Raw genomic sequence first — 25,239 nt, forward strand, 5'->3', positions numbered from 1 at the left:
ATGCCCCTGGCCCGCCACTGCACGCCGGCCGCTCTCCCGGCTCCGCACCGCCGAGCCCCCGCACCATCCCTTCATGCCTCAACTCCCCACCGTTCAGACGTGTTCCCGGCCCGTGAAGTTCCCCGGCTCCGGCACGAATTCTGCGCCCCGCGCCGCCCGGGTTGCCGGTTCAGCGCGCCAGCGAGACCTGGTCGCCCATGGCGATCACCGGGTGGCTGCGCGGGTCCAGCGCGCGCAGCAGGTCGACCATGTGGGCCGCGGACAGGCTGACGCAGCCGTGCGTCGGGCCGCCGTGGTCGACGTGGATCCAGATGCCGCCGCCGCGTGATCTGCCCAGCGGCTGGCGGCCGTCCAGCGGCGAGGCGCCCGGCACGCGGTTGTAGTCGATGGCGACGACGTAGTCGAAGGACCCGCCCAGCGCCTCGCCGCGAAAGCCCGTGCCGCCCGCGGTGAAGCCCTGGGAGCGGTGGTACGGCAGCCCGCTGCCCGGGTCGGGCCGGAAGCCCCCAGCGTCGCTGAGTGTGAAGATCCCCACGGGGCTGTGCAGATCGCCCTCGTGGTGCGTGCCGGTCCAGCCGCGCAGCGCGTTGTGCGCGGGCCACGCGGAGCCGGCGCTCCACCGGCCGTCGGCGGCCCGGGTCCAGAGGGTGACGGTGGAGTCGGAGGAGTCCCTCGCCCGGCCCGAGGCCAGCACCACCTGGCGGGAGCCGGCGGGGATCGACGCCAGGGTGGCCGGGCCCAGCCCGGTTATCCCCCCGGACGCCGGGCCCGGCGCGGTGGGCCGACCGGTCTCCCCCGGCGTGTCCCGGGTGGCCTCCGCCACCGTCGCCGGGGGCCGGGAGTCGGCTTCGAGGACGGCGGGGACCGAGTCCGCCCGGTGCTGCGACCGGGGGCCGACGACCGGGTCGACCGGCCCGACGGAGCCGATCCCGAACCAGGCGGCGCCGGTGGCCAGCGCCAGCACCGCCGTCATCCCGGCCAGGGCGGCCGTCCGGCCGGACGCGCGGCGCCGGGACCGGACGGGCGCTCGGTGGCGGCCGTGGCCGGATCGCACGGGGGGCACTGTGACGGGCCTCACAGCGAGCCATCCTCGCAAAGTCCGGCGCCCGCCGGGGCCCGCAGCCGACATCCGTCCCGGATGTCCCGACCCGTCCCCCGCGCCACCCGGCCGCGAACTGATGAACAATCGCACGATGGACGAGACCCCGCAGGACGACAGCGCCCCCGGCGACCGCGACCGCGACGGCGCCGGACGGGCCCGCAACGCCCGGCCGCGCGACGGACTCGGCCGGCCGCTGCCGTACGGCGCCCCCGGAGTGGAGCGGCAGCCCGAAGGGGTGCCCCGCTCCCCCGGGCAGTCGCTGGCCGAGGCCCAGCGGCTGCTGGACGCCGGGATGCCCTTCCACGCCCACGAGGTGCTGGAGGACGCGTGGAAGGCCGCCGACGAACCGCACCGCGCCCTGTGGCGCGCCCTGGCCCAGCTCGCCGTGGGGCTCACGCACGCCCTGCGCGGCAACGCGTCGGGGGCCGCGACGCTGCTGCGCAGGGGGGCGGACGGCATCGAGCCCTACCGGGACGCCCGTCCGTACGGCATCGACATCGCGGGCCTCGCCGGGTGGGCCCGCGAGCTGGCGGACCGTCCCGGCGCGGCGCCGGGCGCCCCCGTCCCGCGGCTGGTCAGGGAGGCCGGCGCGTAACGGTTTCGGCCGCCCGGCCCAAGGACAGGCGTAAGGCATCGCTCGTCTGTCCAAGGAGTCATCTGTGCCATCGGAGCACTCGATACCCCCGTCCCACCCCACGGCAGGCCGCTTCTCAGAACGCTCATACAGCTCTCTCACAGGGCTCTCACACTCGCCCGCGAGGATCGGGGCGACCGGGGCGACGAGAGAGGACCTGGCGCATGCAGAAGCGTTCGCGGCTCACACGCGGTGAAACGGTCCGCGCCCTGCCCCGCCGGGTGGGCAGGACCGGCGTCCTGATCGTGGCGTGGCTGACCGTCACGGCCGCGGGGACCGGCGTGGTCGTCGCGACGGGCGGGTCGCGGCCCGGGACCTCCGAGGCGGTGAGCGGACCCGGCGGCCTCGCCGGTGTGCCCGGCATCTCCAACACCGTGCACGCGACCGAGGAGGTCAGGCAGGTCGGCGCGCTCTTCGACGGCGGGCTGTCCGGCGGGCACTTCTGTACGGCGAGCGTGGTGCGCAGCGCCGGGAAGAACGTCGTGGTGACCGCCGCGCACTGCCTCAGCGGCGGCACCGCCGGCACCGTCTTCGTGCCCGGCTACCACGACGGCCAGGCCCCGTACGGCGTCTGGCCGCTGGCGGGCGTCACGCTCGCCCCGGGCTGGACCAGCGGCGCGGACCAGGACCTCGACGTGGCGTTCGCCGAGGTGGCGGCGGTGGACGGCCGCGAGGTCCAGGACGTGGTGGGCGGCTACACGTTCGGCAACAGCGGGAGCGACGAGGGGACACGGTCCGCCACCGTGCGCGTCACCGGCTACCCGTCCACCGCGGACGCGCCGCTCACCTGCTACAACGACGCCACGGCGTTCACCGCGGAGCAGCTGCGGATCGCCTGCACCGACTACACCGGCGGGACCAGCGGCAGCCCCTGGGTCACCGGCCTGGATCCGGAGACCGGCGCCGGGACCGTCATCGGGGTCATCGGCGGCTACCAGGAGGGCGGCGAGACCGCGGACGTGTCGTACAGCCCCGCCTTCGACAGCGCGATCGGCGCGCTCTACGAGACGGCCGTCACGGCCGCGCGGTAGAAGGCTGGACGTCGGCTCCGGGACCCGGAGCAGGCCACGGGTCCCGGAGCCGACGTGGTCAGACGGCGGGCTTGAGGGCGGCGCCCGCCAGCATGGGGGCACCGGCGCCCAGCCCGTCGATGTCCGCGTCCGCATCGGGCCGCCACACGGTCACCGGCGTGACACCGGGATCGATCAGCTCGAAGCCCTCGAAGAGCGCGGTGAACTGCTCGGTGCTGCGCCAGATGACCTCGCTGACCGCGCCGCCGTAGGACTTGGCGACGTTGGGCGCGGCCTGCGGCACCTCGTCGGCGCCCGCGTGCGAGAGCACCAGGTAGCTGCCGGGCACCAGGCGCTCGGTGAACTGCCGGATGAGCGCCAGCGGGTCGTTCTCCTCCGGCACGAAGTGCAGTACGGCGCCGAGGATCAGCCCCACGGGCTGGTCGAAGTCGATGAGCCGCGCGGTGTCGGGCGCCTCGAAGATGTCCTTCGGCTTGTACAGGTCACCCTGGAAGATCGCCGCCCGCGGCTCGTCCGCGAGGATCGCCCGGCCGTGGGCGACCGCGACGGGGTCGATGTCGGTGTAGACCACCGTGCTGTCGGGTGCCGCCGCGAACACGGCGTCGTGCACGTTGTGCTCGGCCGGGATGCCGGATCCGACGTCCAGGAACTGCCGGATGCCGAGACCGGCCAGCTCCCGGCCGGCGCGGCGAAGGAACGCCCTGTTGGCCCGGAAGGTCTTGGGGAGTGCGGGGTTGGCCTCCTCCACCTGCCGGGCGACAGCGCGGTCGACCTCGAAGTTGTGGGTGCCGCCGACCCAGTAGTCGTAGACCCGCGCGATGCTCGGTGTCTCGATGTCCACGTCGGCCGGTGCCCAGCTCGGTCGCTCCACGTCGCTTCCTCTTTCCGTTGTGTCGGGGGCGGTATGTCGGGTGGGGCTCTGGATCGGTCGCTACCCGGCTCGGCCCGGCAGCACGGGCAGTTCCTCGAGGCCGCGCATCATCAGGCTGAAGCGCCAGCGCAGTTCGCCGGGCTGGACCGCGAGGCTCAGCTCGGGGAAGCGGGCGAAGAGCCGGCTCAGCACGATGTGCCCCTCGAGCCGGGCCAGCGGGGCGCCCAGGCAGTGGTGGATCCCGTGGCCGAAGGCGAGGCCCGCGGTGGCGCGGCGGGTGACGTCGAGCTCGTCGGGTTCCGCGTAGTGCGAGGGGTCGCGGCCGGCGGCGCCGATCGAGATCGTCACGAACTCCCCTTCGGGGATGACGACTCCGCCGACGTCCACCGGTTCGGTGGTGTAGCGCCAGGTCGCGTTGGTGACCGGCCCCTCGAACCGCAGCAGTTCCTCGACCGCGTTGGGCCACAGGGTGCTGTCGGCGGCGAGCTTCGCCCGCTGGTCCGGGTGGGTCAGCAGCGCGAACGTGCCGTTGCCGATGAGGTTGACGGTCGTCTCGTGGCCGGCGACCAGCAGCAGGAACGCCATGGCCATCAGCTCGTTCTCGTTGAGCCGGTCGTCGCCCTCGCTGGCGTTCACCAGGTCGGTGAGCATGTCGTCCGCCGGGTTGGCCCGCTTGTCGGCGATCAGCGCCCGCAGGTAGTCGACCATCGCCACGCTGGCGTCGCGCACCTCGTCGGTGCCGACCCCGGAGACCAGCAGGTTGGACCAGCGGCGGAACTCCGCGCGGTCGTCCGGCGGCACTCCCAGCAGCCAGCAGATCACGGTGAACGGGACGGGGAACGCGAGCGCGTCCATCAAGTCGGTGCGCTCCTGGAGCGCGATGGCGTCCAGGAGTTCGTCGACGAGTTCCACGATCCGCGGGGTCAGCGCCTCGACGCGGCGGGTGGTGAAGGCCCGACCCACCAGGCGGCGCAACCTGGTGTGGTCGGGCTGGTCGCTGTCGAGCATGTGCTCGCTCAGTTCGTGCGCGAACTGCCGGCGCGAGCCGGCCTCCTTCAGGAACTCCTGGCGCTTCTCCTCGTCGATGAAGTTGCGCGGGATCAGTTCCTGGCCCTTGCGCATGTCCTTGCTCAGCCGGGGGTCGGCGAGCAGCGCCCTGGCGTCCTCGTAACGGGTGACCAGCCAGGTCCGCAGCCCGTTCGGAGTGGCCACGGGCTGCGCCGGGGCCTGCCCGCGCAGATCGGCGAGTGCGGTGTGCGGCTCCTGGAAGAAGTCCGGTGTGAACAGTTCGATCACGCTGGTCGGTGATGCCGTCCGATCCACGACGCGGTTCCCCTCTTCGGTCCTTCGGCGTGCCTGACGTGGCGGGACGGCCCGGTACGGGCTCGTCGGCCTGGCTCCACCATCACGGGTCGACTTCGAGCACCGCTCGCGCCGGGCTGTAGCGGACGCGCGCCCGCCGGAACGCATGAGTGCCCTGCCTCCCGTGGCCGCGGGAGGCAGGGCACTCGGATCGTGCGTGCGGGTGGTTCAGTGCTGTTCGGCGGCTTCCTTCTGCTCGGCGGCCGCGTCGTTGTTCCAGGTGCGCAGGGGGATGTTCTTCAGCAGGACGGAGAGCGCCAGGCCCACGGCGAGCGCCACGGCCGCGGTGATGAAGACGGGGGTGAGGGAGGCGGCGTACGCCTGCTCCACCGCCCGCCGCACCGGGGCGCCGAGATTCTTCAGCACCTCCGCGTCCGACAGCGAGTTGTGGTCGGTGGTGCCGAGCGCACCGGCCGGGACGCGCCGGGCGAGTTCGTCGGTGAGGCGGTTGTAGAAGATCGCCGCGAAGACGGAGATGCCGAGCGAGGCTCCGAGCATCCGGCTGAACGAGACGGTCGCCGAGACCGCCCCGATGTCGTCGCGCGGGGCCGTGTTCTGGGCGGCCATGGTGAGCACGGACATGTTCAGGCCCGCGGCGATGCCGAGCAGCAGCATGTAGCCGGTGGCCATGACGCGCGAGGTGTCCGCGTCCATGGTGGCGAGCAGCAGGGCGGAGACGATGCCGATGGCCATGCTCGCCGCCGGGTACCACTTGTAGTTGCCGGTGTGGTGGATGATGCGCGCGCTGATCATCGAGGAGGCGACCAGGCCCAGCATCATGGGCAGCAGGATCACCCCGGACATCGTCGCGCTGGCTCCGGTGACGACCTGCAGGAAGAGCGCGAGGAAGTTCACCGAGCCGACGAAGACGAAGCCGGCGACGATGCTGACGAGCGCGGCGATGCTGAACGTCGAGTCCCGGAACAGGTGGAGCGGGATGACGGGTTCGGCGGCCCGTTTCTCGACGAGGACGAACAGAGCCGCGGCGACGACGATCACGACGGCGAGGCCGAGGATCGTCGCGGAGCCCCAGGCGTAGCGCACCCCGGCCCAGCTGGTGAGCAGGGTCAGGGCGACGATGGCGGCGCTGAGCAGCAGGAAGCCGGCGTAGTCGATCTGCGGCCGGCGCGGGCGCACCGGCAGCTTGAGGAAGACGGCGACCAGGAGGAAGGCGGCGGCGCCGACCGGCAGGTTGATGTAGAAGACCCAGCGCCAGCCGAGGGCGTCGGTCAGCACGCCGCCGATGGGCGGGCCGGCGAGTGCGGCACCGGCGAACGCGATGGAGAAGTAGCCGTAGTAGCGGGCTCCCTCGCGCGGGCTGAAGAGCTCGCCGATGACGGAGAGCACGGAGACGAACAGGCCGCCGGCGCCGATGCCCTGCACGACGCGGAAGGCGAGCAGTTGCTCGATCGACTGGGCCCAGCCGCAGGCCGCGGAGCCCACGAGGAAGATGCCGATCGCGACGAGGAAGACGCCCTTGCGACCGAAGAGGTCGCCGAGCTTGCCGTAGAGGGGGGTGGTGACGCTGCTGGCGATGATGTACGCCGTCGCCACCCAGGCGAAGACGTTGAGGCCGCCGAGGTCTCCGACGACGCGGGGCAGCGCCGTGGCCATGATCTGGGCGTCCAGCAGGGCCAGGAAGACCGCGGTCAGGCAGCCGATCATGATGAGGCCGGTACGGGCGGGCGGACCGGTGGTGCCGGCCGGCGGGGGGCCGGACTCGTGCGCGGTGTCGTTCACGGGAGTGCCCTTTCCTGGGGCGTGGCCCCGGTGGCCGGCCCTTCCACGGGGGAGGTCGGGCCGGCCGCCGGACTCCCGGCCCGGTGTCCCGCGGCAGCCGGGGGGCTGGGCGGGGCGCCGGTCGGGGAGCTTCAAGAGGTGCGCGGGGACGAGGGTTACGGGATGAGGACGACCTTGCCCAGCTGCGAGCGGGCCTCCATCAGCTCGTGCGCGCGCACGGCGTCCTCGAGGCCGAGGCGCTCGTGGATGACGGGCTTGACCTTGCCCGAGCTGATCATGTCGAGCAGGTCGCGCTGGCCCGCGGCGATCACCTCGGGCTTGTAGTAGAGCAGTGCGTACAGGGCGAAACCGGCGATGGTCTTCATCCGGCTCAGCGCCAGGATGTTGATCTCCGGGACGTTGCCCGCGGCCGAGCCGTAGAAGACCAGCCGGCCGAAGGTGGCGGTCAGCCGGACGCTCTTGAGCAGGATGTCGCCGCCGACCGTCTCCATGACGACGTCGGCGCCCTTGCCGTCAGTAGCGGCCTTGACCTGCTCGTCCCAGTCGTCGTCGGTGTAGTTGATCGTCACGTCGGCACCCAGGTCGCGGACGAAGTCCAGCTTGGCCTGGCTGCTGGCGGTGGCGATCACCTTGCCGGCGCCCATCGCCTTGGCGATCTGCACCGCGAGGTGGCCGACGCCGCCGGCGGCGGCGTCGATCAGGACGGTCTCGCCGGGCTTGAGCTGGCCGGCTTCCTTGAGCGCGTGGTACGCGGTCTGGGCGGGGCTCGGCAGAGCGGTCGCCTCGGCGGCGTCCAGGCTGTCCGGGATCTTGATGAGCCAGTCGGCGCGAGTGGTGCAGAAGTCGGCGTAGGCACCGGTGTCGACGTCGCCGACCACGCGGTCGCCGATCTTCACGTTCGTGACGCCCTCGCCGAGCGCCTCGACCGTGCCGGCCACGTCGCCGCCGGGCGCTCCGGGAAGCTCGGCGTGGCCGCCGATCGGCACGCCCTGCCGGCGCTGGACCTCGGCGAAGGTGACGCCGATGGCCTCGGCGCGGATGAGCACCTCTCCCGGGCCGGGCTGCGGCTTATCGGCCTCTTCGACACGCAGCACCTTGGGGGCTCCGTGTTCGTAGTGGCGGACGATTCGCATGGTGTTCTCCCAACTAGGAAGTCTTGACGAGTCACGGGCGTCTGCCGGCGACTCCGCCCAGGAAACCGAGTGCAAGTACATGCTCTCATGCACATGTGTGTGTGTCCACAAGGGCACCGCGACAGCGCGGAGTCGTACGGCCCCCTTCTCCTGGAGCCGTGCCGCGCCGCCGCGGCGCACGGGTCACGTGCACCCAACGGTCCCACCCGCGCCTTGAATCCACCTGGACCGGGCCTGGACCGCGGAGCCCCGCGATCAGGTCGCGCGCACGGGGTCGCGTACACGTGCTTTCGGACAGGCGGATGCTGTCCCGGACCTTTGATCAGCGCCTAGCATGTGGGGATGACCTCCGAGAGCGGGACCGAGAAGGCGCAGGCCGGAGCGCTGCTAGACGCTGTGGGGCCGGCCTTCTCCCGCCTGCGGCGCACCGCGCTGCTGGATGTCGAGAATCCGGTCTCCCGCAAGGACATGACCAGGACCCTGGTGCTCGCCCTCGTGGAGGACCCGGCCGACGTCCCCGGCCAGGAGACCACCGTCGGGGTGGTGGCCGAACGCCTCGCCGTGGACCCCTCGGTGGCGAGCCGGATGGTCTCCGACTGCATCGCGTCGGGGTACCTGGTCCGGGCCGCCTCCCAGCGCGACGGCCGCCGCACGATCCTGGAGCTCACTCCGGAGGGCGTCGAGATGCTGGCGCGGTTCCGCCGGCACCAGCGCGAGGCGTTCGAGCACATCACGCGCGAGTGGAGCGAGCACGACCGGCTGGACTTCGCCCGCCTGCTGATCAAGTACGTGGACGCCGTCGCCGACCTGCGCCCGTCCGCCCGGTAGACGTGCCCCCGGTGCCCCGGGGGCACGTCCCGCGCGCCGGGTCACGGCGTCGGCATTCCGGCCTGCCGCAGCGCCAGGTAGTCGACGACCTCCCAGAGCTCGGCCACCTTGCCGCCCGCGATGCGGAAGTGGTCGCCGGTGCGCATCACCAGCTCCCGGCCCGTCGGCCCGCCACCCCTGCCCGCACCGGTCATCGTCCCGCGCCACAGCACGAAGACCATGACGCGGTCGCCGTCCGCCACCACGTGCTCGACCGTGGCCGTCAGGTCCGGGAACATGGCGAGGTTCTCCGCGACGAACGCCTTGCAGGCGTCGAGGCCGGACGGGATGGCGTCGGTCCGCAGATTGTGGTGCGCGTAGTGGCGGTGGTAGTACTCCTCGGCGAGGTCCAGCCGGTGCTCGCTGAACACCGTCCGGTACGCGCCCCGGACCAGCCGCGCGTTGGCCTCCTCCAGTTCCGTGTGCGGCCCCACCAGGCCCGGACCGGCCGGCTGGCCGGCCTCCCCCGGCCCGATGCCCAGCTCGACCAGCTCCGACCGGTCCACCACGTCCCAGTGCTCGGCCACCCGGCCGCCTTCGAGGCGGAAGAGTTCGGCGGTGTGCAGCGCCCCCGCCCGCGAGCGGCCCCGCCAGGTCACGAAGAGCATCACCCGGTCGTTGTCCGGCACCAGGTTCCGGACCGTCACCTCCAGGTCCCCGAACTCCGCCGCGAGCCTCTTCCAGAAGCCGACCAGGCCTCCGTCCAGTGACCTGATCAGCGGATCGTGCTCGACGTAACCGGGAAGGATCCGCTCCGCGAGCTCGTCGAAACGGTGCCGGCCCACGATGTCCTCGAACAGCTCCCGCACCGCCTCGGCGTTCCCCACGCGTTCCCGCGTCGCACCGACGATGTATCCAGGCGCCATGAATTCCACGCCTCCCCCTTGGTCATGTGAAAGGTGCGGACGTCCCCGGTCCGCACCGTGTTGCCGTGATCGTTGTGCATCCCGCTGGCCCCCCGGCCCGGCAGCGGGCCCGCCGGCTGACCGGCGGGCCCGCTCCGTCATGGAGTCGGCAGCCCGGCCTGTTCCAGCGCCAGGTAGTCGACGACCTCCCAGTGCTCCGCGACCTTGCCGCCCGCGATGCGGAACTGGTCGCAGGTGCGCATCTCCAGGACCTGGTCCGAGGGCCCGCCGCCGCTCCACGCGCCGGTGAGCGTGCCGCGCCACACCACGAAGACCATGACGCGGTCGCCGTCGGCGACGATGTGCTCCACGGTCGTCGCCAGGTCGGGGAACGCGGCGATGTTGTCCGCGAAGTACGCCTTGAAGGCGTCGAGTCCGGCCGGGACCTGGTCCGTCTTGAGATTGTGATGGGCATAGTTCTGGTGGTAGTACGTCTCGGCGAGGTCCAGCCGGTGCTCGGTGAACACCTGGCGGTACGCACCCAGCACCAGCGCCGCGTTGGCCTCCTCCAGATCGGTGTGCGGTCCGACCAGGCCGGGACCGGCCGGCTGGCCGCCCTCGGCGGGCCCGATCCCCAGCGGGACGAGCACCGACTGGTCCACCACGTCCCAGTGCTCGGCCACCCGGCCGCTCTCCAGGCGGAAGAGCTCGGCGGTGTGCAGCACCTGCGCCGCCCCGGCGCGGGTGCCCCGCCAGGTCACGAAGAGCATCACCCGGTCGTTGTCCGGCACGAGGTTCTCCACCTCCACCGCCAGGTCCTCGAACTCCGCCGCGATCCTGCGCCAGAAGCCGACCAGGCCCCCGCCCGACGACGTGATCAGCGGATCGTGCTCGACGTAGTCGGGGTGGATCCGCTCCGCCGCCTCGTCGAACCGGTGTCCGGCCAGGATCTCCTCGAAGAGCTCCCGCACCACTTCGGCATTTCCTACCCTTGTCGGCGTGGCGCCGACGATGTATCCGACTGTCATGGTTTTCCTGCCTCCCCCGTGACCGGTGGAACATGATGGTGGTGTTCAGGTCTTCAATTCGTAGGTGGACCACGACGAGTCGGCCGTGAATCCGAGCTTGCCGTTGAGCGCGACGATCGCCGCGTTCTCCGTTTCGTTCCATGCCTGCACCAGGGCGAGGTGCGGGTTCTCCCGCGCCGCCCAGGCCGTCGCGAACGCCTTGGTCAGCGTGCCGAGTCCGCGGCGGCGGTGGTCCGGCAGGACCAGCACCTCCCCGGCGTCGGCCATCGGGCTGTCGCGGACGTAGAGAGTGCTGTACCCGACCACCGCTCCGGTGCCGTTCTCGACGGCCGCGGCGGTGTACTGGCGGTGGCCGGTGCGGGCCGCCTCCTCCTCGCGGGCGCGCACGTCGGCCGCAGTCGGCGACGCGATCCTGGCCTGCCCGTTGACCTGGACGTCCAACCGGCCCCAGGCCAGGGCGTAGGAGTCCACGAGGTTGTCGGGGCAGCCGCCGAGCCAGAACGCCAGGTGGTAGCCGGGCACCTTCCCGTCGGCGTACCCGTCCAGCCGCGCCCGGACCGCCGCGTCGAGCCGCAGCCGGTTGCGGAGGTTGGTGACGGTGAGCCCGGCGCCGACCGCGGCGGCGAAGCCCGTGGAGGCGGCGGTGTGCGGGGCGTCCAGCAGCAACCGGCCGCGACCGCGGGCGGCGAGTTCGGTACGGGCCGCCTCGATGAGCAGCCGGCCCGCGCCGCGGCGCCGGAACGCGGGGAAGACCCAGAGGGATCCGTGGCCCGTGTCGGCGGGCTCCGCGAGGTCCAGGCCGAGTTTGAGCGAGCCCGCGGCCGTGTCCCCGTCGAAGGCCGCCAGCACCACCCGGTCCGTGCCGTGTCTGCGCTGCATGAGTCGGGCCAGCAGCGCCTCGGTCACCGGTGGATCGTTCGGAAGTTCGAGGCTCATCGTCTCCCGGAAACCGGGGAGGAGAGCGGTGATGGTGGCCGGGTCATCCCCGTCCAAGCTGCGGATTTCCATACCAATTATTTACCCAGGCACTTCCATCGTTTTAATCGAGGACCACTCGAACGCGAAATGGGGCCCGGATGTCCCGGACCCCACTCGCTCACCGCCGCGGGCCGGCCGCGCTCACTCCGCCGCGACCGAGATGGCCTGCACCGGGCAGACCCGTACCGCTTCGTGCACCCTCGGGTCCCCGGCCCCGTCCTCACGGCCCGGGATGACCGCGCTGACCCCCTCGTCGTCCTGCTCGAAGACGCCGGGGGCGGTCATGGTGCACAGCGCCGCTCCCACGCACCGCTCACTGTCGACACTCACACGCATGGCGGTCCTCCCTCACCAGGTCACCGGAAGTTCTTCCACGCCCTGCAGCACGAACGCGGGCTTGACCTGCACCTCGCTCGCCGGGATCGCCAGCCGCAGGTTCGGCAGCCGGGAGAAGAGCCGGTTCAGGGCGATCTCCATCTCGGCCCGCGCCAGGTTCTGCCCGATGCACTGGTGGATGCCGAAGCCGAACGCGACATGCCGTCCGGCAGCCCGGCGGATGTCGAGCTGGTCGGCGTTCTCGAACGCCGACGGGTCGCGGTTCATCAGCATGTTGGAGACGATGACGCCGTCGCCCGCCTTGATGAGCTGCCCGCCGACCTCGATGTCCTCCGTCGCCACCCGGGGCAGGGTGTCGCCGATGGACGTGAAGCGGAACAGCTCGTCGACCGCGCCCGGCATCAGCGCCGGGTCGGCGCGCAGCGCGGCCAGCTGCTCGGGGTGCTCCAGCAGCGTCAGCACACTGATGCCGATCATGTTCGCGGTCGTCTCGTGGCCCGACACCAGCAGCACCGTGGCGATCATCGCCAGCTCGTTGCGGTCCACCGCCCCTTCGAGCAGCCGCTGGGTGATCAGCTCGTCCAGCAGCCCGTCCCGCGGGTCGGCCTCGCGCTCGCCGATCAGGTCGTACAGGTACTGCAGGATCTCCCCGAAGGCCTGCTGGGCCTGCGCGGCCTGCTCCTCGCCCGACGAGGACAGCACGTGCCGCGAGCGTTCCGCGAAGTAGTCGTGGTCCTCGTACGGGATGCCCAGCAGCAGGCAGATCGCCTTCGACGGCAGCGGCAGCGCGAACTCCGTGACCAGGTCGGCGGAGGAGCCGTGCGCCGTCATGTTGTCGATCAGCGTGTCCGCGATCTTCTCGATCTCCGGCCGCAGCGCGTTGATCCGCCGGATGCCGAAGCCCGGGATGGACATCCGGCGCTGCCGGGCGTGCTCCGGGTCGTCGACGCCGATCAGCGGGGTCGCCCGCTGGCGCTGCGCCTCGATGCGCGGTGCCATCAGCGGGAAGTCGGGGTTGCGGACGTCGACGGAGAGCCGGGGGTCGGGCAGCAGCGCCCGACCCTCGGTGTTTCCCCCCACGACCCACGCCGTACGTCCGTCGAACAGCGTCACGCGGGCCAGCGGCCCCTGCTCCCGCAGCTGTTCGTAGCCCTGCGGCGGCTGGTAGGGGCAGGTGCGCTGCATCGGGTAAGCGGGGGCCTCCGGCTCGATCTGCCGGGTGTCGGCTTCCGCCATGGTCTACCTCCTGTGTGTGGGGCCTGGTGGCCTGTGGTGCGGACTGATCGGCGGCAGGTGCCCCGAGGCGGCTCAGGATCCGCCGGTGACCCTGACGGCCTGGCCGTTGATGTTGCCGTTGGCGGCCGAGCCGAGGAACACGATCGTGTTGGCGACGTCCTCCGGCGTGGACAGGTGCTGGGAGGCCAGTGTCTTGGCCTTCGCCTCCAGCATCGGAGCGGGGGCGTTGCGCAGGACGGTGTCGGTGAGGGTCTGGCCGGGGACGACCATGTTCACCAGGATGTTCTCCGGCCCCAGGTCCCAGGCCAGGCTGCGCAGCAGCCCGTACAGACCGGACTTGGCCGCGCCGTACGCCCCGCCGCCGACCATGCCCGCCTCGGCCAGCCCGGCGCCGAGCATCACCACCCGGCCCCACTCGCGGCCGCGCATCGCCGGCAGGGCGGCCTGCAGCGTGTGGTAGACCGCGTCGACGGACGTCCGCAGCACCTCCTGCCACTGCTTGGCGGGGACGTCCTCGAAGGCGGGCATGGGCCGGCCGGGGCGCGGGATGGCGTCCCCCCACACGACGGCGTTGTTCACCAGCACGTCGATGCCGCCCCAGGCGGACACCACCTCACCGACGGCCTCGCGGATCACCCGCTCCTCGTTGAGGTCGTAGCGGACGATCAGCGGGGTGCCGCCCTCGGCCGTGACCTGGGCCGCCGTCTCCTCGGCGCCGGCCAGGTTCGAGTAGTAGGTGATGGCGACCCGTGCGCCCTCGGCGCCGAAGGCCCGCGCCGTCGCGCGTCCGATCCCCGAGGAGGCCCCGGTCACCATCACTACCTTGTCGCGCAGATCGGTCTTCATCCGGGACAACCCGCTTTCGTGGTCAGGGCAACGGCGGTGGTACTGCAGCGCGTCCCGCGAGTGGCGCTCGAGCCCGAGCATCGGGCCTGCGGCTCGAATCGCGGTCAACTGCGGGCGGGGCGCCGTGCGCGGGCTGCACGACGGTTCGACCACTCCTCAAGACCGTCCTGTCAGCGTCCTGTCCGACCGCCCGCGGGGTGGAGCGGAGCCCTGACCGGGGCCAGCCGAACTGATGGAGGACAGCTGCGATGAGCGAAGCGAGCGGACGACTGGTCGGCACCTGGACCACCGAACTCGACAACGACGGCGAGCCCACGTTCGGGCTGGTCTCGTTCTCCGCCGACGGCGGTGTCACCTCGACCCAGACGAACACCAAGAACATCGGCCTGGGCAACTGGGCGCTCACCGGCGAGGACACCTTCGAGTACAACTTCCACATCCTCGCCACCGACGAGGGGGGCAAGCTCGTCGGCGAGGCGCACATCAACGTCGAGGGCCAGTTCGTCTCCGACACGCGCTGGGAGGGGCTCGGCGGCGCGTCGTTCTACGACCCGCAGGGCAACCGGCAGCGCGGCCACGGCGGCTCGAAGGTCGTCGCCGTGAAGTACGGCATCGACAAGTAGCCGCAGCCCGGCCCGGCTCAGCCCCTGTCCCGTGCGAGTACCGGCGCGCGCGGCGCCGAGCGGTCCGCCGTCTTCCTGAACAGTTCCCGGGAGGAACGAACTTTGGCCACAGAACAGACTCTGCTCCGCGCCGCGCCCGGCTCCGCCGTCTGGGAAGGACTGCGCTCCCTGCTCCGCGGTGACGTGGTCCTCCCCTCCGACGCGGGGTACGGCTTCGCGCGGCAGTTGCAGAACAAGGAGTACGACGTCATCGGCCCGCAGGCGGTCGCCTACTGCGAATCGCCGTACGATCTGCGCGCCTGCGTGCGCTTCGCCCAGGAGCACGACGTGCCGCTGCACACCCGCAGCGGCGGCCACAGCTTCAACGGCTGGTCCACCGGCCCGGGGCTGGTCGTCGACCTGTCGCGGATCAACCACGTGCTGGTCTGCAACGGCTCGGTGCGCCTGGGCGCGGGCACCCAGTCGGTGGACGCGCTCGACGTGCTGCGGCCCACCGGCACCCAGCTCGTCACCGGCACCTTCCCCACCGTGAGCGCCGGCGGCTTCCTGTCCGGCGGCGGCCTCGGCTGGCAGACCCGCAAGTTCGGCGTCGGCAGCGACCGGGTCGTCTCCGCCCGCGTACTGCTGGCCGACGGCCGGGTGATCCGCTGCTCCGCCACCCACGACCCGGACCTGTACTGGGCGGTGCGCGGCGGCGGGGGCGGCAACTTCGGGATCGTGGTGGACTTCGACGTCCGCCCGATCGACGCGCCGCTGCTGGTCGGCTACGACACCATGTGGGACTTCGGGCAGGCCGCGGACGTGCTGGCCGGCTGGCAGGAGTGGTGCGCGAGCGCCCCGAACGACCTGGGCTCCTCCCTCGTCGTGCTGCCGCAGATGTTCAGCCCGCACGACGACCCGATCATCAACGTCTGGGGCGCCCACCACGGGACGAAGGACGAGCTGGAGGGCCTGCTCGACGAGCTGGCCGAGCGGGTCGGGGCCCGGCCGGTCAAGCGGACCGTCGGCGAACCCCTGCCGTACAGCGAGGTCATGCACGAGCGGCTGTGCGACGACAAGTCCGTCGCCCAGTGCCACCGCACCGGCCACAACCCGCTGGCGGTCGGCCACCGCCACCCCTTCACCCGGCAGAGCTACGCGCTGACGAACCGGCCGGTGACCCGGGACGAGGCGAACCGGTTGCTCGACGCGTGGGACCCGCGGCGGGACAACGAGCGGTACCTGCTGTGCATCGCGCTGGGCGGGGTGGCGAACGAGGTCGGCAGGACCGAGAGCGCGTACGTGCACCGCGACGCACAGTTCCTGACGGGCTACCAGATGGCGGTGCGCGAGGACGTGCCGGCGCCGGAGACCGTCGCGGACCTCACCGCCTGGGCGGACGGCGCCACCGCGGCGCTCGCCCCGATCGCCAGCGGCGCGTACATCAACTTCCCCAGCTCCCGCACGCCGGAGAACTGGGGTGCCGCGTACTACGGCGAGAACCACCCCCGGCTGCTCGACATCAAGCGGCAGTACGACCCGGACAACTTCTTCCGGCATTCGCAGAGCATCGGGAGCTGAGATGACCCTGGACCACGACCACACCGCCGACCCGGACACCGCCCCGCAGGGGGCGAGCACCTGGGACCTGCGGGGCAAGCGCATTCTCGTCACCGGCGGCTCGCGCGGCATCGGGCGCGGCATCGTGCTCGCCGCCGCGCGCGCCGGAGCGCAGGTCGTCACCTGCTACCGGCAGCCCGGAGAGGCGGTCACCACGCTGGAGGCGGAACTCGCGGCCACCGGCGGCAAGCACCTGGTGCTGCGCGCCGACGCCACCAAGGCGGCGGACATCGAGGAGATCGCCGACGCCTGCGAGGCCCGCTTCGGCGGTCTCGACGCGATCGTCAACAACGCCGGCACCTACGTGCCGACGCCCTACGCGGAGCTGGACGCGACCCAGTGGGCCGCCACCGTGGACGGCAACCTCACCGCCGCCCATCTCGTCATCCACCGCTCGCTGCCCCTGCTCGCCCCCGGCTCCTCGATCGTCAACATCGGGTCCACGGTGGCGTTCATCGGCATCGACGGCGGTGTGCACTACACGGCCGTCAAGGCGGCCCTGGTCGGCATGACCCGCTCGCTGGCCCGTGAACTGGGGCCCCGGGGCATCCGGGTCAACACCCTGTCGCCCGGCCGGATCGACACCGAGGCGATGGACGACCTCCCCCCGCAGGTCGCCGCGTTCCAGCGGAAGATGTTCTCCTCCTTCACCGCGCTCGGCCGGCTCGGCCGCGTCGAGGAGATCGCCGGGTCGGTGCTGTTCCTGCTGAGCGACCTCTCGACGTACATCACGGGTCAGAACATCCACGTCGACGGCTGCGTGTGAGCCCCGTCGGCACTGCGGAGGGACAGGGAACGTGGCAATCTCGCTGACAGGCAGGAAAGTCCTGGTCACCGGTGGCAGCCGGGGCATCGGCCGCGGCATCGTGCTGGCGGCCGCCGCGGCCGGGGCCGATGTGATCACCTGCTACCGGCAGGAGGGGGAAGCGGTCGAGTCCCTCGTCAAGGCGCTGGCCGAGACCGGCGGCGACCACCATGTGGTGCGGGCGGACGTGCTCGAGATCGCCGAGATCGACGGGCTGGTCGCCGAGGCGAAGGAGCGCTTCGGCCGGCTCGACGGCATCGTCAACAACGCCGGTGTCATCAGTCACGTCCCCTTCGGCGAACTCCCCGCCGAGGAGTGGTCCCGGGTCCTGGACTCGCACGTGACGGCGGCCTACCGGGTGATCCAGCAGGCGCTGCCGCTGCTCGGCGAGGGCGCCTCGGTGGTCAACATCGGCGCGCGCGGCGCGGCGGCCGGCATCCCGCTGCGGGCGCACTACACGGCGGCGAAGGCCGCGATGATCGGGCTGTCGCGCTCGCTGGCCGTGGAGCTGGGCCCGCGCGGCATCCGCGTCAACGTCGTGGCGCCCGGCATCATCGAGACCGAGGCCTTCGCGGCGATGCCGCAGGAACGGGCCGACGGGATGCGGCAGATGTACTCGAAGAAGACCGCGCTGGGCCGGCTGGGCACCGTGCCGGAACTCGCGGGGCCGGTGCTCTTCCTGCTCAGCGACCTCGCCTCGTACCTCACCGGCGAGACCCTGAACGTCGACGGCGGCATCTGACCGCACCCGCACCGCACCGCGCAGGCCCCCGCCGCACCCGGCGGGGGCCTGCGCGCCGTCGCGGGCTCAGCCCTGCGGCGGTGCCGTGAGCAGGCCCAGCGCGGTCAGGTCGGCCACGGGCTCGTGGACGCTGCAGGAGCCGACGGACGTGAAGGTCGCGCGCACCCGGGCGATGCCGTCCGCGCCCAGCCGCTCGACGCGGTCGCGGACCGATTCCGCCGCCCGCTCGGCCAGCAGCGCCGCCACCGCGTCGCCGTCGGCGCCGTCCAGGGCCGCCGCGGTGGCCAGCAGGACGTTGAGGAAGCCGTGGTGCTCGAAGCCGGTCACCGGGTCGGTGTGCCGCAGGGCGTGGTGCAGTCCGGCGGTGCACTTGAAGGGCAGTCCGCGGCCGGCGCAGGTCACGATCGCCCCGGCCAGTTCCGCCGCGTCCGGGAACGCCGCGGCGGCGGTGCCGCCGGTGCGCAGTTTGGCGTGGTGCCGGCCGGCCGCCAGCGCGTCGGCCGCCTCCGGGCCGAGGGCGCCGCGCGCCACCTCCACGTGCGCGGTGACGTCCCCGGGCAGCTCGCGGTCCAGGACGGCGAGGGCCTCACCGATCGCGGCGCCGTCGGGCAGCGCGATCTCCACGGCCGCGAGCCGGGCCCCGGGCACCTTCGCGAGCAGGTCCAGGGCGGGCAGCAGCGCCGGGACGCCGCCCGGCACCGTCAGGCCGATGGCGACGGGGTCGCTGCCGGGCACCGCCGCGATGGCGTCCGCGAGCTCGCCCAGCCGGGGGGCGGGGAAGACGAAGGGGCCGACGAGGTCCGCGAACCACGCCGTCCGGTAGCCCAGGTGGGCGGGCAGTGCCCGCGGCAGCGGCACGTCCCCCGGGGGGAACAGCGCGGCGTCGTCGATCAGTCCTGACCAGGCGGTGTCCATGGAACGGCCTTCCCTCTCGGCGGCGCTGCGCCACCCGCGTGGAGGGGACCGGTGCGCCCGGTCCCCTCCAGCGATCTCAGCGGTTCAGCTCACCTTTCGTCAACTCTTCAGGAGGTCGAAGTTGCTGGTGGTGACCGCTCCCTTCTTGATCTTCACGGTCGTCGTGGTCGGCTGGTAGCCGTCCTTGGCGATGATCAGGGTCAGCGGGTTGTTGCGGACGTCGAGCCACAGGGCGTACGTCCCGTCCGTGGCCGTCTTGAGCGTGTAGTGCGTCGCCCAGGTGTTGATCTGGACGGTCGCGCCCGCCAGCGGCGTGCCCGCTCCGGTCACCTTGCCGGTGATCTTGCCCCAGGTGGCCGGGGGCTTGACGGTGAAGGTGACACCGATCGGGTCCAGCCGGTAGGGGGTGTCGCTGGTCAGCGCCAGCGAGGCGTGGAACGTGCCGGGCTGGGTGACCTCCGGCACCGACGCGTCCAGCGTGACGGTGAACGACACCGTCGCGCCGGCCGCCACGGTCAGCTCGCCGGTGCTCTCGCTCAGCCAGCTGACGTCGGCGCTGTCCGTCTGGTCGTAGCCGGGCAGCAGCTCGGCCGTCTTGACGGGGGTCTGGCCGGCCAGGCCGCCGATCGCGTAGAAGCCCGGTCCCGCGCCGCCGCGGTAGACCGACGCGTTGGCGTTGGGCAGTGCGCTCCAGGTGTTGTCGGCCGGGTTGTAGGCCCACGCCTGGTTGGTGAGGGCCGCACCGCTGTTGATGGCGCCGCCGGCGATCAGCAGCAGCCCGTTGGCGGAGGTGTACGACGTGCCCCACTGGTCGGTGGGCTGGTCGGCGATCGGCGACCAGGCGTCGGTGGCCGGGTCGTAGACGTAGCCGTGCTTGACGCTGCCCGCGTCGGTGGTGCCGCCGGAGCAGTAGAGCTTGCCGCTGACGGCGCCGCACGCCTCCCAGGCGATGGCCTCCGGGTAGGCGGCCGCGGCGGACCAGCTGTCGCTCGCCGGGTTGTAGACCGCCACGTCGGTGGTGCCGCAGACGGTGGCGGTGCAGCCGCCGACGACGTACAGCTTGCCGTTGACCACCGCGCTGCCCGAGCCGGCGTACGGCTTGGGTGCCGCGGTGCCGGTGGACCAGGTGTCGGCCGCGGGGTCGTAGACCTCCAGCTTGGCGTCGGGGGCGCCGGAGGCTCCCCAGCCGCCGGCGACGTAGAACTTGCCGCCGATGACCCCGCGGGCGGGCGCCTCACGGGTGTCGGCCGCGGAGGCCTTCTTGGTCCAGGTGCCCGCGGTGCTGTCGTAGGCGTACAGGTCGCGGGTGTCCGCGGCGCCGGTGAAGCCGAAGCCGGAGTAGACGGTGCCGTTGACGACGCCGACGGCGTTGTCGCCGGTCGCCACCGGCAGGTCGGCGATGATCTGCCAGGCCGTGCCGGCCGCGTTCTGCGCCAGGGGCGCGGTCCGCCCGGCCTTGTCCGACCTCAGGGACAGCTTGGTGGTGCTGCTCTTGACGACGTTCAGCGGGGCTCCGCCGGTCTTGGCGATGACGAAGTCGCCCGCGGTCTCGCCGATCTTCAGGGTGGCGGGAGCGGTGCCGGTGTTCTTCACCGTCACCTTCTGGGTGGCGGTGCCGCCCCACGCGGCCGTCTTGTTGATGGCGCCGGGGGTGACCTGGAGCCGGCCCGCCTTCAGGGCGAGGTCCGCCCCGACGGTGCCGTCCGGCGGCACGTTCGCGGTGGCGGAGGCCTTGGAGTAGCCGGCCGCCGCGGCCACGAACGGGTGCTTGCCGGTCAGGTGCGAGAAGAGCCAGTAGAAGCCGTCACCGAGCACCGGGTCGTCCGGGGTCGCCGCGGTCGTGGTCTTCTCGGCCGGGGCGTCGACGCTGGAGACCGTGGCGCCGTTGACGCCGGTGTGGGTGTTGGCGTCCGTCACGTTGCCGACCACCAGGCCGCCGGGGACCGGGTCGTAGGAGCGCTGGCCGACGAAGACGTTGTCCAGCTCCCACCAGTAGGCCCAGGTGCCGGTGTAGTGGAAGCGCAGCCGCACGTCGCTCTTGCCCGCGTACGCGGTCAGCGGCAGGTCCACGTGCTTGGGGCCCAGGACCGAGGCGGTCGTCTGGTGCCACAGCGTGGTCCAGGTGGTCCCGCCGTCGGCGCTGACGTCCACGTCGGCGGTCGAGTTGGAGTAACCCTTGTACTCGGTGTCGAAGCCGACCACCGGGCTGGTCCTGCCGGTCAGGTCGAACGACGGGGTGATCAGCTGGCTGTCCTGGTGCTTGCCGCTGCCGAGGTGGTCGCTGTCGATCATGGCGAAGCCGCCGGTGCCGCCGGTCTTGTTGGTGCGCTTGCCTGCGTCGTCGAAGCCCCAGCCGCCGGTCGTGCCGTCGGCGTTGACCACGCTCCAGCCCGCGGGCGCGCCGCTGGTGGAGTCGAACGGCTCGGTGGTGCCGTTGAGGTGCACGGCGTAGCCGGGCGCCTGCGCGGCGATCTCGTCCACCGGCACGGCGACGTTCACGGTCTGGTCGGCGGTGCCGACCGCGACGACCTTGTCCACCGGCTTGTACCCGGTGTAGGCCGCGGTGACGTGCAGGGTGTACGACACGCCCTGCGGAAGCGTCAGCTGGTAGGCGCCGGTGACCGGGTCGGTGAAGACCGGGCCGCCCGGCACGCCGTCCACCGTGATCTTCGCGTAGAGCGGCCAGCCGTGGCCGGACCCGTCGGCGACCTTGCCGGAGACGGTCTGGCGGGGCACGGCGTCCAGCGCGAACGACTGGGTGACCGTGCCGCCGTCGGTGAGGACGACGGAGGCGACGGTCCGGGTGGCGTAGCCGTAGGCGCTCGCCGACACGTCGTAGGTGCCCGGCGGGATGTCGAGCGCGTACGCGCCGGCCGCGTCGGTGACCGCGCTGTGGTCACCGGCCTTGACCTGCACTCCGGCCAGTGGCGCGCCGGTGGCGTGGTCGGTGACGGTCCCGGAGATCACGCCGTGCGGGCCGCTGCGGAAGGCGTCCAGGCCCTTGGGGGTGCCCAGGCCCGTCGGGCCGTCGTAGCCGGCGCCCGCGGTGCACAGGTAGGACGGCGTGCAGGTGCCGTTGAGGCCCGTGGTCACGTCGTTGAGCGAACCGGGCTTGGTGTACGGGTAGGAGTTAGGGTACGTGCCGGCGCCGGGGGTGCCGGCCGCGGCGTAGACGCCCGCGATGATCGGCGAGGCGGCGCTGGTCCCGCCGTACACCGCCCAGCCGGAGGCCCCGTAGGTCTGGTAGACCGCGACACCCGTCAGGGGGTCGGAGACGGCGGAGACGTCGGCCACCGCGCGCTTCGCGCAGGGGGTGTCCGTCTGGAAGGCGGGCTTGGGCTCGTAGAGCGAGCACCCGGAGCCGGGGCCGCCGTACGAGTTGTGCCAGACCGACTCCGTCCAGCCGCGCCCGGTGCTCGCGTCCCTGGCCAGCGCGGTGCCGCCGACGGCGGTCACGTACTGGGAGGCCGCCGGGTAGCTGACGCCGTAGTCGCTGTCGCCCGAGGAGGCGACGACGGCCACGCCCGGGTGGTTGAAGTACGGGTCCATCGACGTCGTCTCGGACGGGTCCTCGCCGCTGCCGGGCGTCGAATTGTAGGCGGTGCCGTACGAGTTGGAGACGTACTTGGCGCCGAGCGCGACCGCCTGGTTCACCGCCGCGCCGAGGTTCTCGAAGCTCGGGTCGTCGGCCTCGACCAGCAGGATGTGGGCGTTGGGAGCCGCCGCGGACACCATGTCGACGTCGAGCGAGATCTCACCCGCCCAACCGGTGTCGGGGGCCGGGTAGTCGGTGCCGCCGCGCTGGCTGACCTTGCGGAAGCAGCCGTTGGCGGTGGTGCAGGCCGGGAGTCCGTACTGCGCCCGGTAGACCGCGAGATCGGCCTCCGCGGTGGGGTTGTCGTAGGCGTCGACGATGGCCACGGTCTGGCCGGCGCCGCCGTCGGCGGGCAGCGCGTAGGCGCTCTGCAGATCGGCGGGGCCGAAGCCGTTCGGGGTGGCCGCGTTGATGCCGACGGTGCCCTTCAGGTCGGTGCGGCGCAGCGCGAAGCAGCTGAACTGACCGGGCTTGGCGGCGCCGCACGCGGCCGTCACGTCGGGCTTGGCGGTGGGGGCCGCCGACGCGGGCGCCGCGGCGGGCAGTTGGAGGCCGAGCAGGGCTACGGTGGCGGATGCGGCGGCGGCGATCACCGACGCGACGCCTCTGCGTCTTCCGGGCCGCCGCTGTATGGGTATACGCAAAGCAGGACTCCTGGAATCTGACCGGAGCCGGCCGGTACGCGGGTCGAACGGCCGGCAGCGGGTCCTACGGACCGCTTGCGTATACCTACGCCTCAGCCGTACCAGCGGAACGTGACATGGTTGTCGGATACCTGACAGTCCCTGGCCCGGCATTCGGCGTCGCGTTCCTGTCAATCGGACGCGGCGGCTCCGGCTGTGATCGTGTTCACGGCTGCGGCTCGTCCAGCCAGCCGTGCCGCGCCGCGTGCCAGACCAACTGGACGCGGTTCTCCACGCCCGCCGCACGCTCCATCACCGCGAGATGGCGCTGCACCGTCCGCACGGCGACCCCCAGCGCCCGGGCCATCGCCTGGTCGGTGCTCCCGTTGACCAGCATCGCCAGGATGCGCAGCTGGACGGCGCTGCGCCCGTCGGAGTCCCGTTCCCGCAGCGGCGTGCTCGACGCCCACACCGCCTCGAAGAGCGCGACGAGCGCGTCCAGCAGCCCGCTGGGACGCACCAGCAGCATGGCCGGGCCCGGGACTTCGGCCTCCGGGGCCAGCGGCAGCAGCGCCAGCGACCGGTCGGCGATGCACAGCCGCATCGGCAGGCTGCCCGCCACCCGCACCTCCTCGCGAGCCCGCCTCTCGCCCGCCCCGCCCAGGACACCGGGGGCCTCCAGCGCCGTCCGCTCGCGCACCACCCGGTGCCGGACACCCTCCTCGGGCCGCTCCGCCCCGTCCAGCGGGTCGCGCCACTCCCCCTCCGCGGGGAACGGGCCGCGGACGAACGAGGCGACCTCGGTGCGCGCGGAGCGCCGCAGTTGCTCGGCCCACAGCCCGGCCGCGCCGTACCCCTCCACGACCTGGACGATCTCCTCGGAGCGGTACCCCTCGTGCACCCGCTGGTACTCGACCGCCAGCCGGTCCAGTAACTCGCGCCCCTGCCGCAGCTGTTCCTGCGTCCGGGCCACCAGCGGCAGCAGTCCGACCCGTGGCGGAGCCGGATACCAGCGCCCGTCACCCCCGGACCGCGCCAGCCCGCGCGCCCCGAGCTCCGCGCAGACCGCTTCCGCCCGCGTCACCGCCACTCCGAGATCCCGCGCCAGCCCGCCCACCGCGACGCCGCGGGTGGCCACCAGTAACCGGTAGGCCCGATCCGCATCGGCGCTCAACCCCAGGGCCTCAAACGGACGTTCGGTCATGATCGGGACACTAGCCCGACTCGGCGCACGGCTCCCCCGGAACACGGGTATGTCACACAGCTGGTACGTAGCGTGACGTGCAGGGGAGCCCGCACAGAGCCACCACGTGCGACCGGATCAGCCGGCGGAGCTCACGGCATGCGGCCCACGGACGGTCGCACTGCCGGGAACCGGCTCGGAGGGGTCCGCGCCCAGCGAGACGATCCGGTTGCCCTCGCCGACATGCACGATCCTCGGCTTCAGCGCCCGCGCCTCGGCGTCGTCGACCTGGGCGTAACTGATCAGGATGACCAGATCACCGGGGTGCACCAGATGCGCCGCCGCCCCATTGATCCCGATCACTCCGGAACCGCGCTCACCCTCGATGACGTACGTCTCCAGCCGGGCACCGTTGTCGATGTCGACAATGTGCACCAGCTCACCCGGCAGCAGGTCGGCCGCCTCCATGAGCTCCCCGTCGATCGTCACCGACCCCACGTAGTGCAGATCGGCCTCGGTCACCCGGGCACGGTGGATCTTGGACTTGAACATGGTGCGCTGCATGAGAAAACTCCTGGAGCTAGGCTCCCTGCCTGCGTTCTTGCAGGTCAAGGGCATCTTCCACATCCTACAACCCGACGCGCCCGCGTCCAGGGCGGCAACCGGAACGTGATCACGCGGCCGGGCACCGCCGCTGGTCGGGGCGGTTCCCCCGAGCGGCCTGAGACGCATGTCACGCGGAGCGGCGGGCGGCGGAGGCGGTGTCGGTGGGGGTGTCGGTGGGGGTGGCAGCATCGGGGGCCGTTCGGCGAAGCCCTCGGGCGGGCGCGGGGACCGGCGCGGCGGGGAGACATGGGCGCGGCGTGCCGTTGTGAGCGGACGGTTGCCCACCTTCACCACCCGCTCCTGGACCCGCCCGCCGGGCAGCGGCGAGGCGTATCTGGTGCTCCGCATCGGCGACAGTGCGACGTGAACCCCCTCCGGTGTTCATGAACTGAAGGCATGTCAAGACCGTCCCGTCAGCCCACCGCTGTCCGGATTCCGTGCGGCGGAGGTGCGTGGGCGGGCGGTCGGGAGCGACGCGGCGGATACTTTCGGCGATCTGCGCTGGTCATCGCCGTTGCTTCAACACCTGACGAAATTTC

The 25,239-nt window shown here is 72.3% G+C and carries 22 protein-coding genes; 7 read left to right on the forward strand and 15 right to left on the reverse strand.

Annotated elements, in window-relative coordinates; translation table 11 throughout:
- Window positions 1–169 precede the first annotated feature (169 nt).
- Window positions 170–1,054: a L,D-transpeptidase family protein gene (locus tag ABZ721_RS22615; protein WP_358790464.1), complete on the reverse strand. Its 885-nt coding sequence runs from the start codon at window positions 1,052–1,054 to the stop codon at window positions 170–172.
- A gap of 139 nt (window positions 1,055–1,193) precedes the next feature.
- On the opposite strand from ABZ721_RS22615, the gene ABZ721_RS22620 reads away from it, so the two are divergent.
- The gene (locus ABZ721_RS22620) at window positions 1,194–1,697 is read left to right on the forward strand and encodes a DUF309 domain-containing protein (RefSeq protein ID WP_358790465.1); all 504 of its coding nucleotides are present in this window, start codon (window positions 1,194–1,196) and stop codon (window positions 1,695–1,697) included.
- A gap of 203 nt (window positions 1,698–1,900) precedes the next feature.
- Window positions 1,901–2,767 (forward strand): trypsin-like serine protease, encoded by an 867-nt coding sequence (locus tag ABZ721_RS22625; protein ID WP_358790466.1) that lies wholly within the window; start codon window positions 1,901–1,903, stop codon window positions 2,765–2,767.
- Between the two features lie 58 nt (window positions 2,768–2,825).
- Here the strand turns inward: ABZ721_RS22625 and ABZ721_RS22630 are convergent, their stop codons facing one another.
- The 4 genes from ABZ721_RS22630 to ABZ721_RS22645 form a co-directional block, all read right to left on the reverse strand.
- The gene (locus tag ABZ721_RS22630) at window positions 2,826–3,638 is read right to left on the reverse strand and encodes an SAM-dependent methyltransferase (protein WP_358790467.1); all 813 of its coding nucleotides are present in this window, start codon (window positions 3,636–3,638) and stop codon (window positions 2,826–2,828) included.
- 60 nt (window positions 3,639–3,698) lie between these two features.
- On the reverse strand, window positions 3,699–4,934 hold the full coding sequence (locus ABZ721_RS22635; protein ID WP_358790468.1) for a cytochrome P450: 1,236 nt from the start codon (window positions 4,932–4,934) through the stop codon (window positions 3,699–3,701).
- Between the two features lie 234 nt (window positions 4,935–5,168).
- On the reverse strand, window positions 5,169–6,740 hold the full coding sequence (locus ABZ721_RS22640) for an MDR family MFS transporter (RefSeq protein WP_358790469.1): 1,572 nt from the start codon (window positions 6,738–6,740) through the stop codon (window positions 5,169–5,171).
- Between the two features lie 155 nt (window positions 6,741–6,895).
- Window positions 6,896–7,873: an NADPH:quinone oxidoreductase family protein gene (locus tag ABZ721_RS22645; protein WP_358790470.1), complete on the reverse strand. Its 978-nt coding sequence runs from the start codon at window positions 7,871–7,873 to the stop codon at window positions 6,896–6,898.
- Window positions 7,874–8,215: 342 nt separating this feature from the next.
- On the opposite strand from ABZ721_RS22645, the gene ABZ721_RS22650 reads away from it, so the two are divergent.
- Window positions 8,216–8,701, forward strand: coding sequence for a MarR family winged helix-turn-helix transcriptional regulator (locus tag ABZ721_RS22650; RefSeq protein ID WP_358790471.1), 486 nt, complete (start codon window positions 8,216–8,218; stop codon window positions 8,699–8,701).
- Between the two features lie 41 nt (window positions 8,702–8,742).
- Here ABZ721_RS22650 and ABZ721_RS22655 read toward each other — a convergent pair whose 3' ends face one another.
- The 6 genes from ABZ721_RS22655 to ABZ721_RS22680 form a co-directional block, all read right to left on the reverse strand.
- Window positions 8,743–9,606, reverse strand: a complete 864-nt coding sequence (locus ABZ721_RS22655; RefSeq protein ID WP_358790472.1) for an ester cyclase — start codon at window positions 9,604–9,606, stop codon at window positions 8,743–8,745.
- Between the two features lie 137 nt (window positions 9,607–9,743).
- The gene (locus tag ABZ721_RS22660) at window positions 9,744–10,613 is read right to left on the reverse strand and encodes an ester cyclase family protein (protein ID WP_358790473.1); all 870 of its coding nucleotides are present in this window, start codon (window positions 10,611–10,613) and stop codon (window positions 9,744–9,746) included.
- Window positions 10,614–10,658: 45 nt separating this feature from the next.
- Window positions 10,659–11,549 (reverse strand): GNAT family N-acetyltransferase, encoded by an 891-nt coding sequence (locus ABZ721_RS22665; RefSeq protein WP_358790474.1) that lies wholly within the window; start codon window positions 11,547–11,549, stop codon window positions 10,659–10,661.
- 183 nt (window positions 11,550–11,732) lie between these two features.
- Window positions 11,733–11,927, reverse strand: a complete 195-nt coding sequence (locus ABZ721_RS22670) for a ferredoxin (protein ID WP_358790475.1) — start codon at window positions 11,925–11,927, stop codon at window positions 11,733–11,735.
- Between the two features lie 12 nt (window positions 11,928–11,939).
- A complete protein-coding gene (locus ABZ721_RS22675; protein WP_358790476.1) occupies window positions 11,940–13,163 on the reverse strand; it encodes a cytochrome P450 in 1,224 nt (407 codons plus the stop codon).
- A gap of 72 nt (window positions 13,164–13,235) precedes the next feature.
- Window positions 13,236–14,009, reverse strand: coding sequence for an SDR family oxidoreductase (locus ABZ721_RS22680; RefSeq protein ID WP_358790477.1), 774 nt, complete (start codon window positions 14,007–14,009; stop codon window positions 13,236–13,238).
- A 248-nt stretch (window positions 14,010–14,257) separates the two neighbouring features.
- On the opposite strand from ABZ721_RS22680, the gene ABZ721_RS22685 reads away from it, so the two are divergent.
- The 4 genes from ABZ721_RS22685 to ABZ721_RS22700 all read left to right on the forward strand — a co-directional run bounded on the left by ABZ721_RS22685 (window position 14,258) and on the right by ABZ721_RS22700 (window position 17,778).
- Window positions 14,258–14,632: a hypothetical protein gene (locus ABZ721_RS22685; RefSeq protein ID WP_358790478.1), complete on the forward strand. Its 375-nt coding sequence runs from the start codon at window positions 14,258–14,260 to the stop codon at window positions 14,630–14,632.
- 102 nt (window positions 14,633–14,734) lie between these two features.
- On the forward strand, window positions 14,735–16,192 hold the full coding sequence (locus tag ABZ721_RS22690) for an FAD-binding oxidoreductase (protein WP_358790479.1): 1,458 nt from the start codon (window positions 14,735–14,737) through the stop codon (window positions 16,190–16,192).
- 1 nt (window position 16,193) lies between these two features.
- Entirely contained in the window at window positions 16,194–16,997 is an 804-nt protein-coding gene (locus tag ABZ721_RS22695; RefSeq protein ID WP_358790480.1) for an SDR family oxidoreductase, read from the forward strand.
- A gap of 31 nt (window positions 16,998–17,028) precedes the next feature.
- Window positions 17,029–17,778, forward strand: coding sequence for an SDR family oxidoreductase (locus ABZ721_RS22700; protein WP_358790481.1), 750 nt, complete (start codon window positions 17,029–17,031; stop codon window positions 17,776–17,778).
- A 66-nt stretch (window positions 17,779–17,844) separates the two neighbouring features.
- Here ABZ721_RS22700 and ABZ721_RS22705 read toward each other — a convergent pair whose 3' ends face one another.
- From ABZ721_RS22705 to panD, 4 genes are all read right to left on the reverse strand, one after another.
- Complete coding sequence (locus ABZ721_RS22705) at window positions 17,845–18,693, reverse strand: hypothetical protein (RefSeq protein WP_358790482.1); 849 nt, start codon at window positions 18,691–18,693, stop codon at window positions 17,845–17,847.
- 99 nt (window positions 18,694–18,792) lie between these two features.
- Window positions 18,793–22,881: a carboxypeptidase regulatory-like domain-containing protein gene (locus ABZ721_RS22710; protein WP_358790520.1), complete on the reverse strand. Its 4,089-nt coding sequence runs from the start codon at window positions 22,879–22,881 to the stop codon at window positions 18,793–18,795.
- 256 nt (window positions 22,882–23,137) lie between these two features.
- Window positions 23,138–24,115 (reverse strand): helix-turn-helix transcriptional regulator, encoded by a 978-nt coding sequence (locus ABZ721_RS22715; protein WP_358790483.1) that lies wholly within the window; start codon window positions 24,113–24,115, stop codon window positions 23,138–23,140.
- A 117-nt stretch (window positions 24,116–24,232) separates the two neighbouring features.
- Entirely contained in the window at window positions 24,233–24,658 is a 426-nt protein-coding gene (gene panD / locus ABZ721_RS22720; RefSeq protein ID WP_358790484.1) for an aspartate 1-decarboxylase, read from the reverse strand.
- Between the last annotated feature and the right edge of the window lie 581 nt (window positions 24,659–25,239).

Source organism: Streptomyces sp. NPDC006733, from assembly GCF_040636125.1.
GTDB lineage: Bacteria > Actinomycetota > Actinomycetes > Streptomycetales > Streptomycetaceae > Actinacidiphila.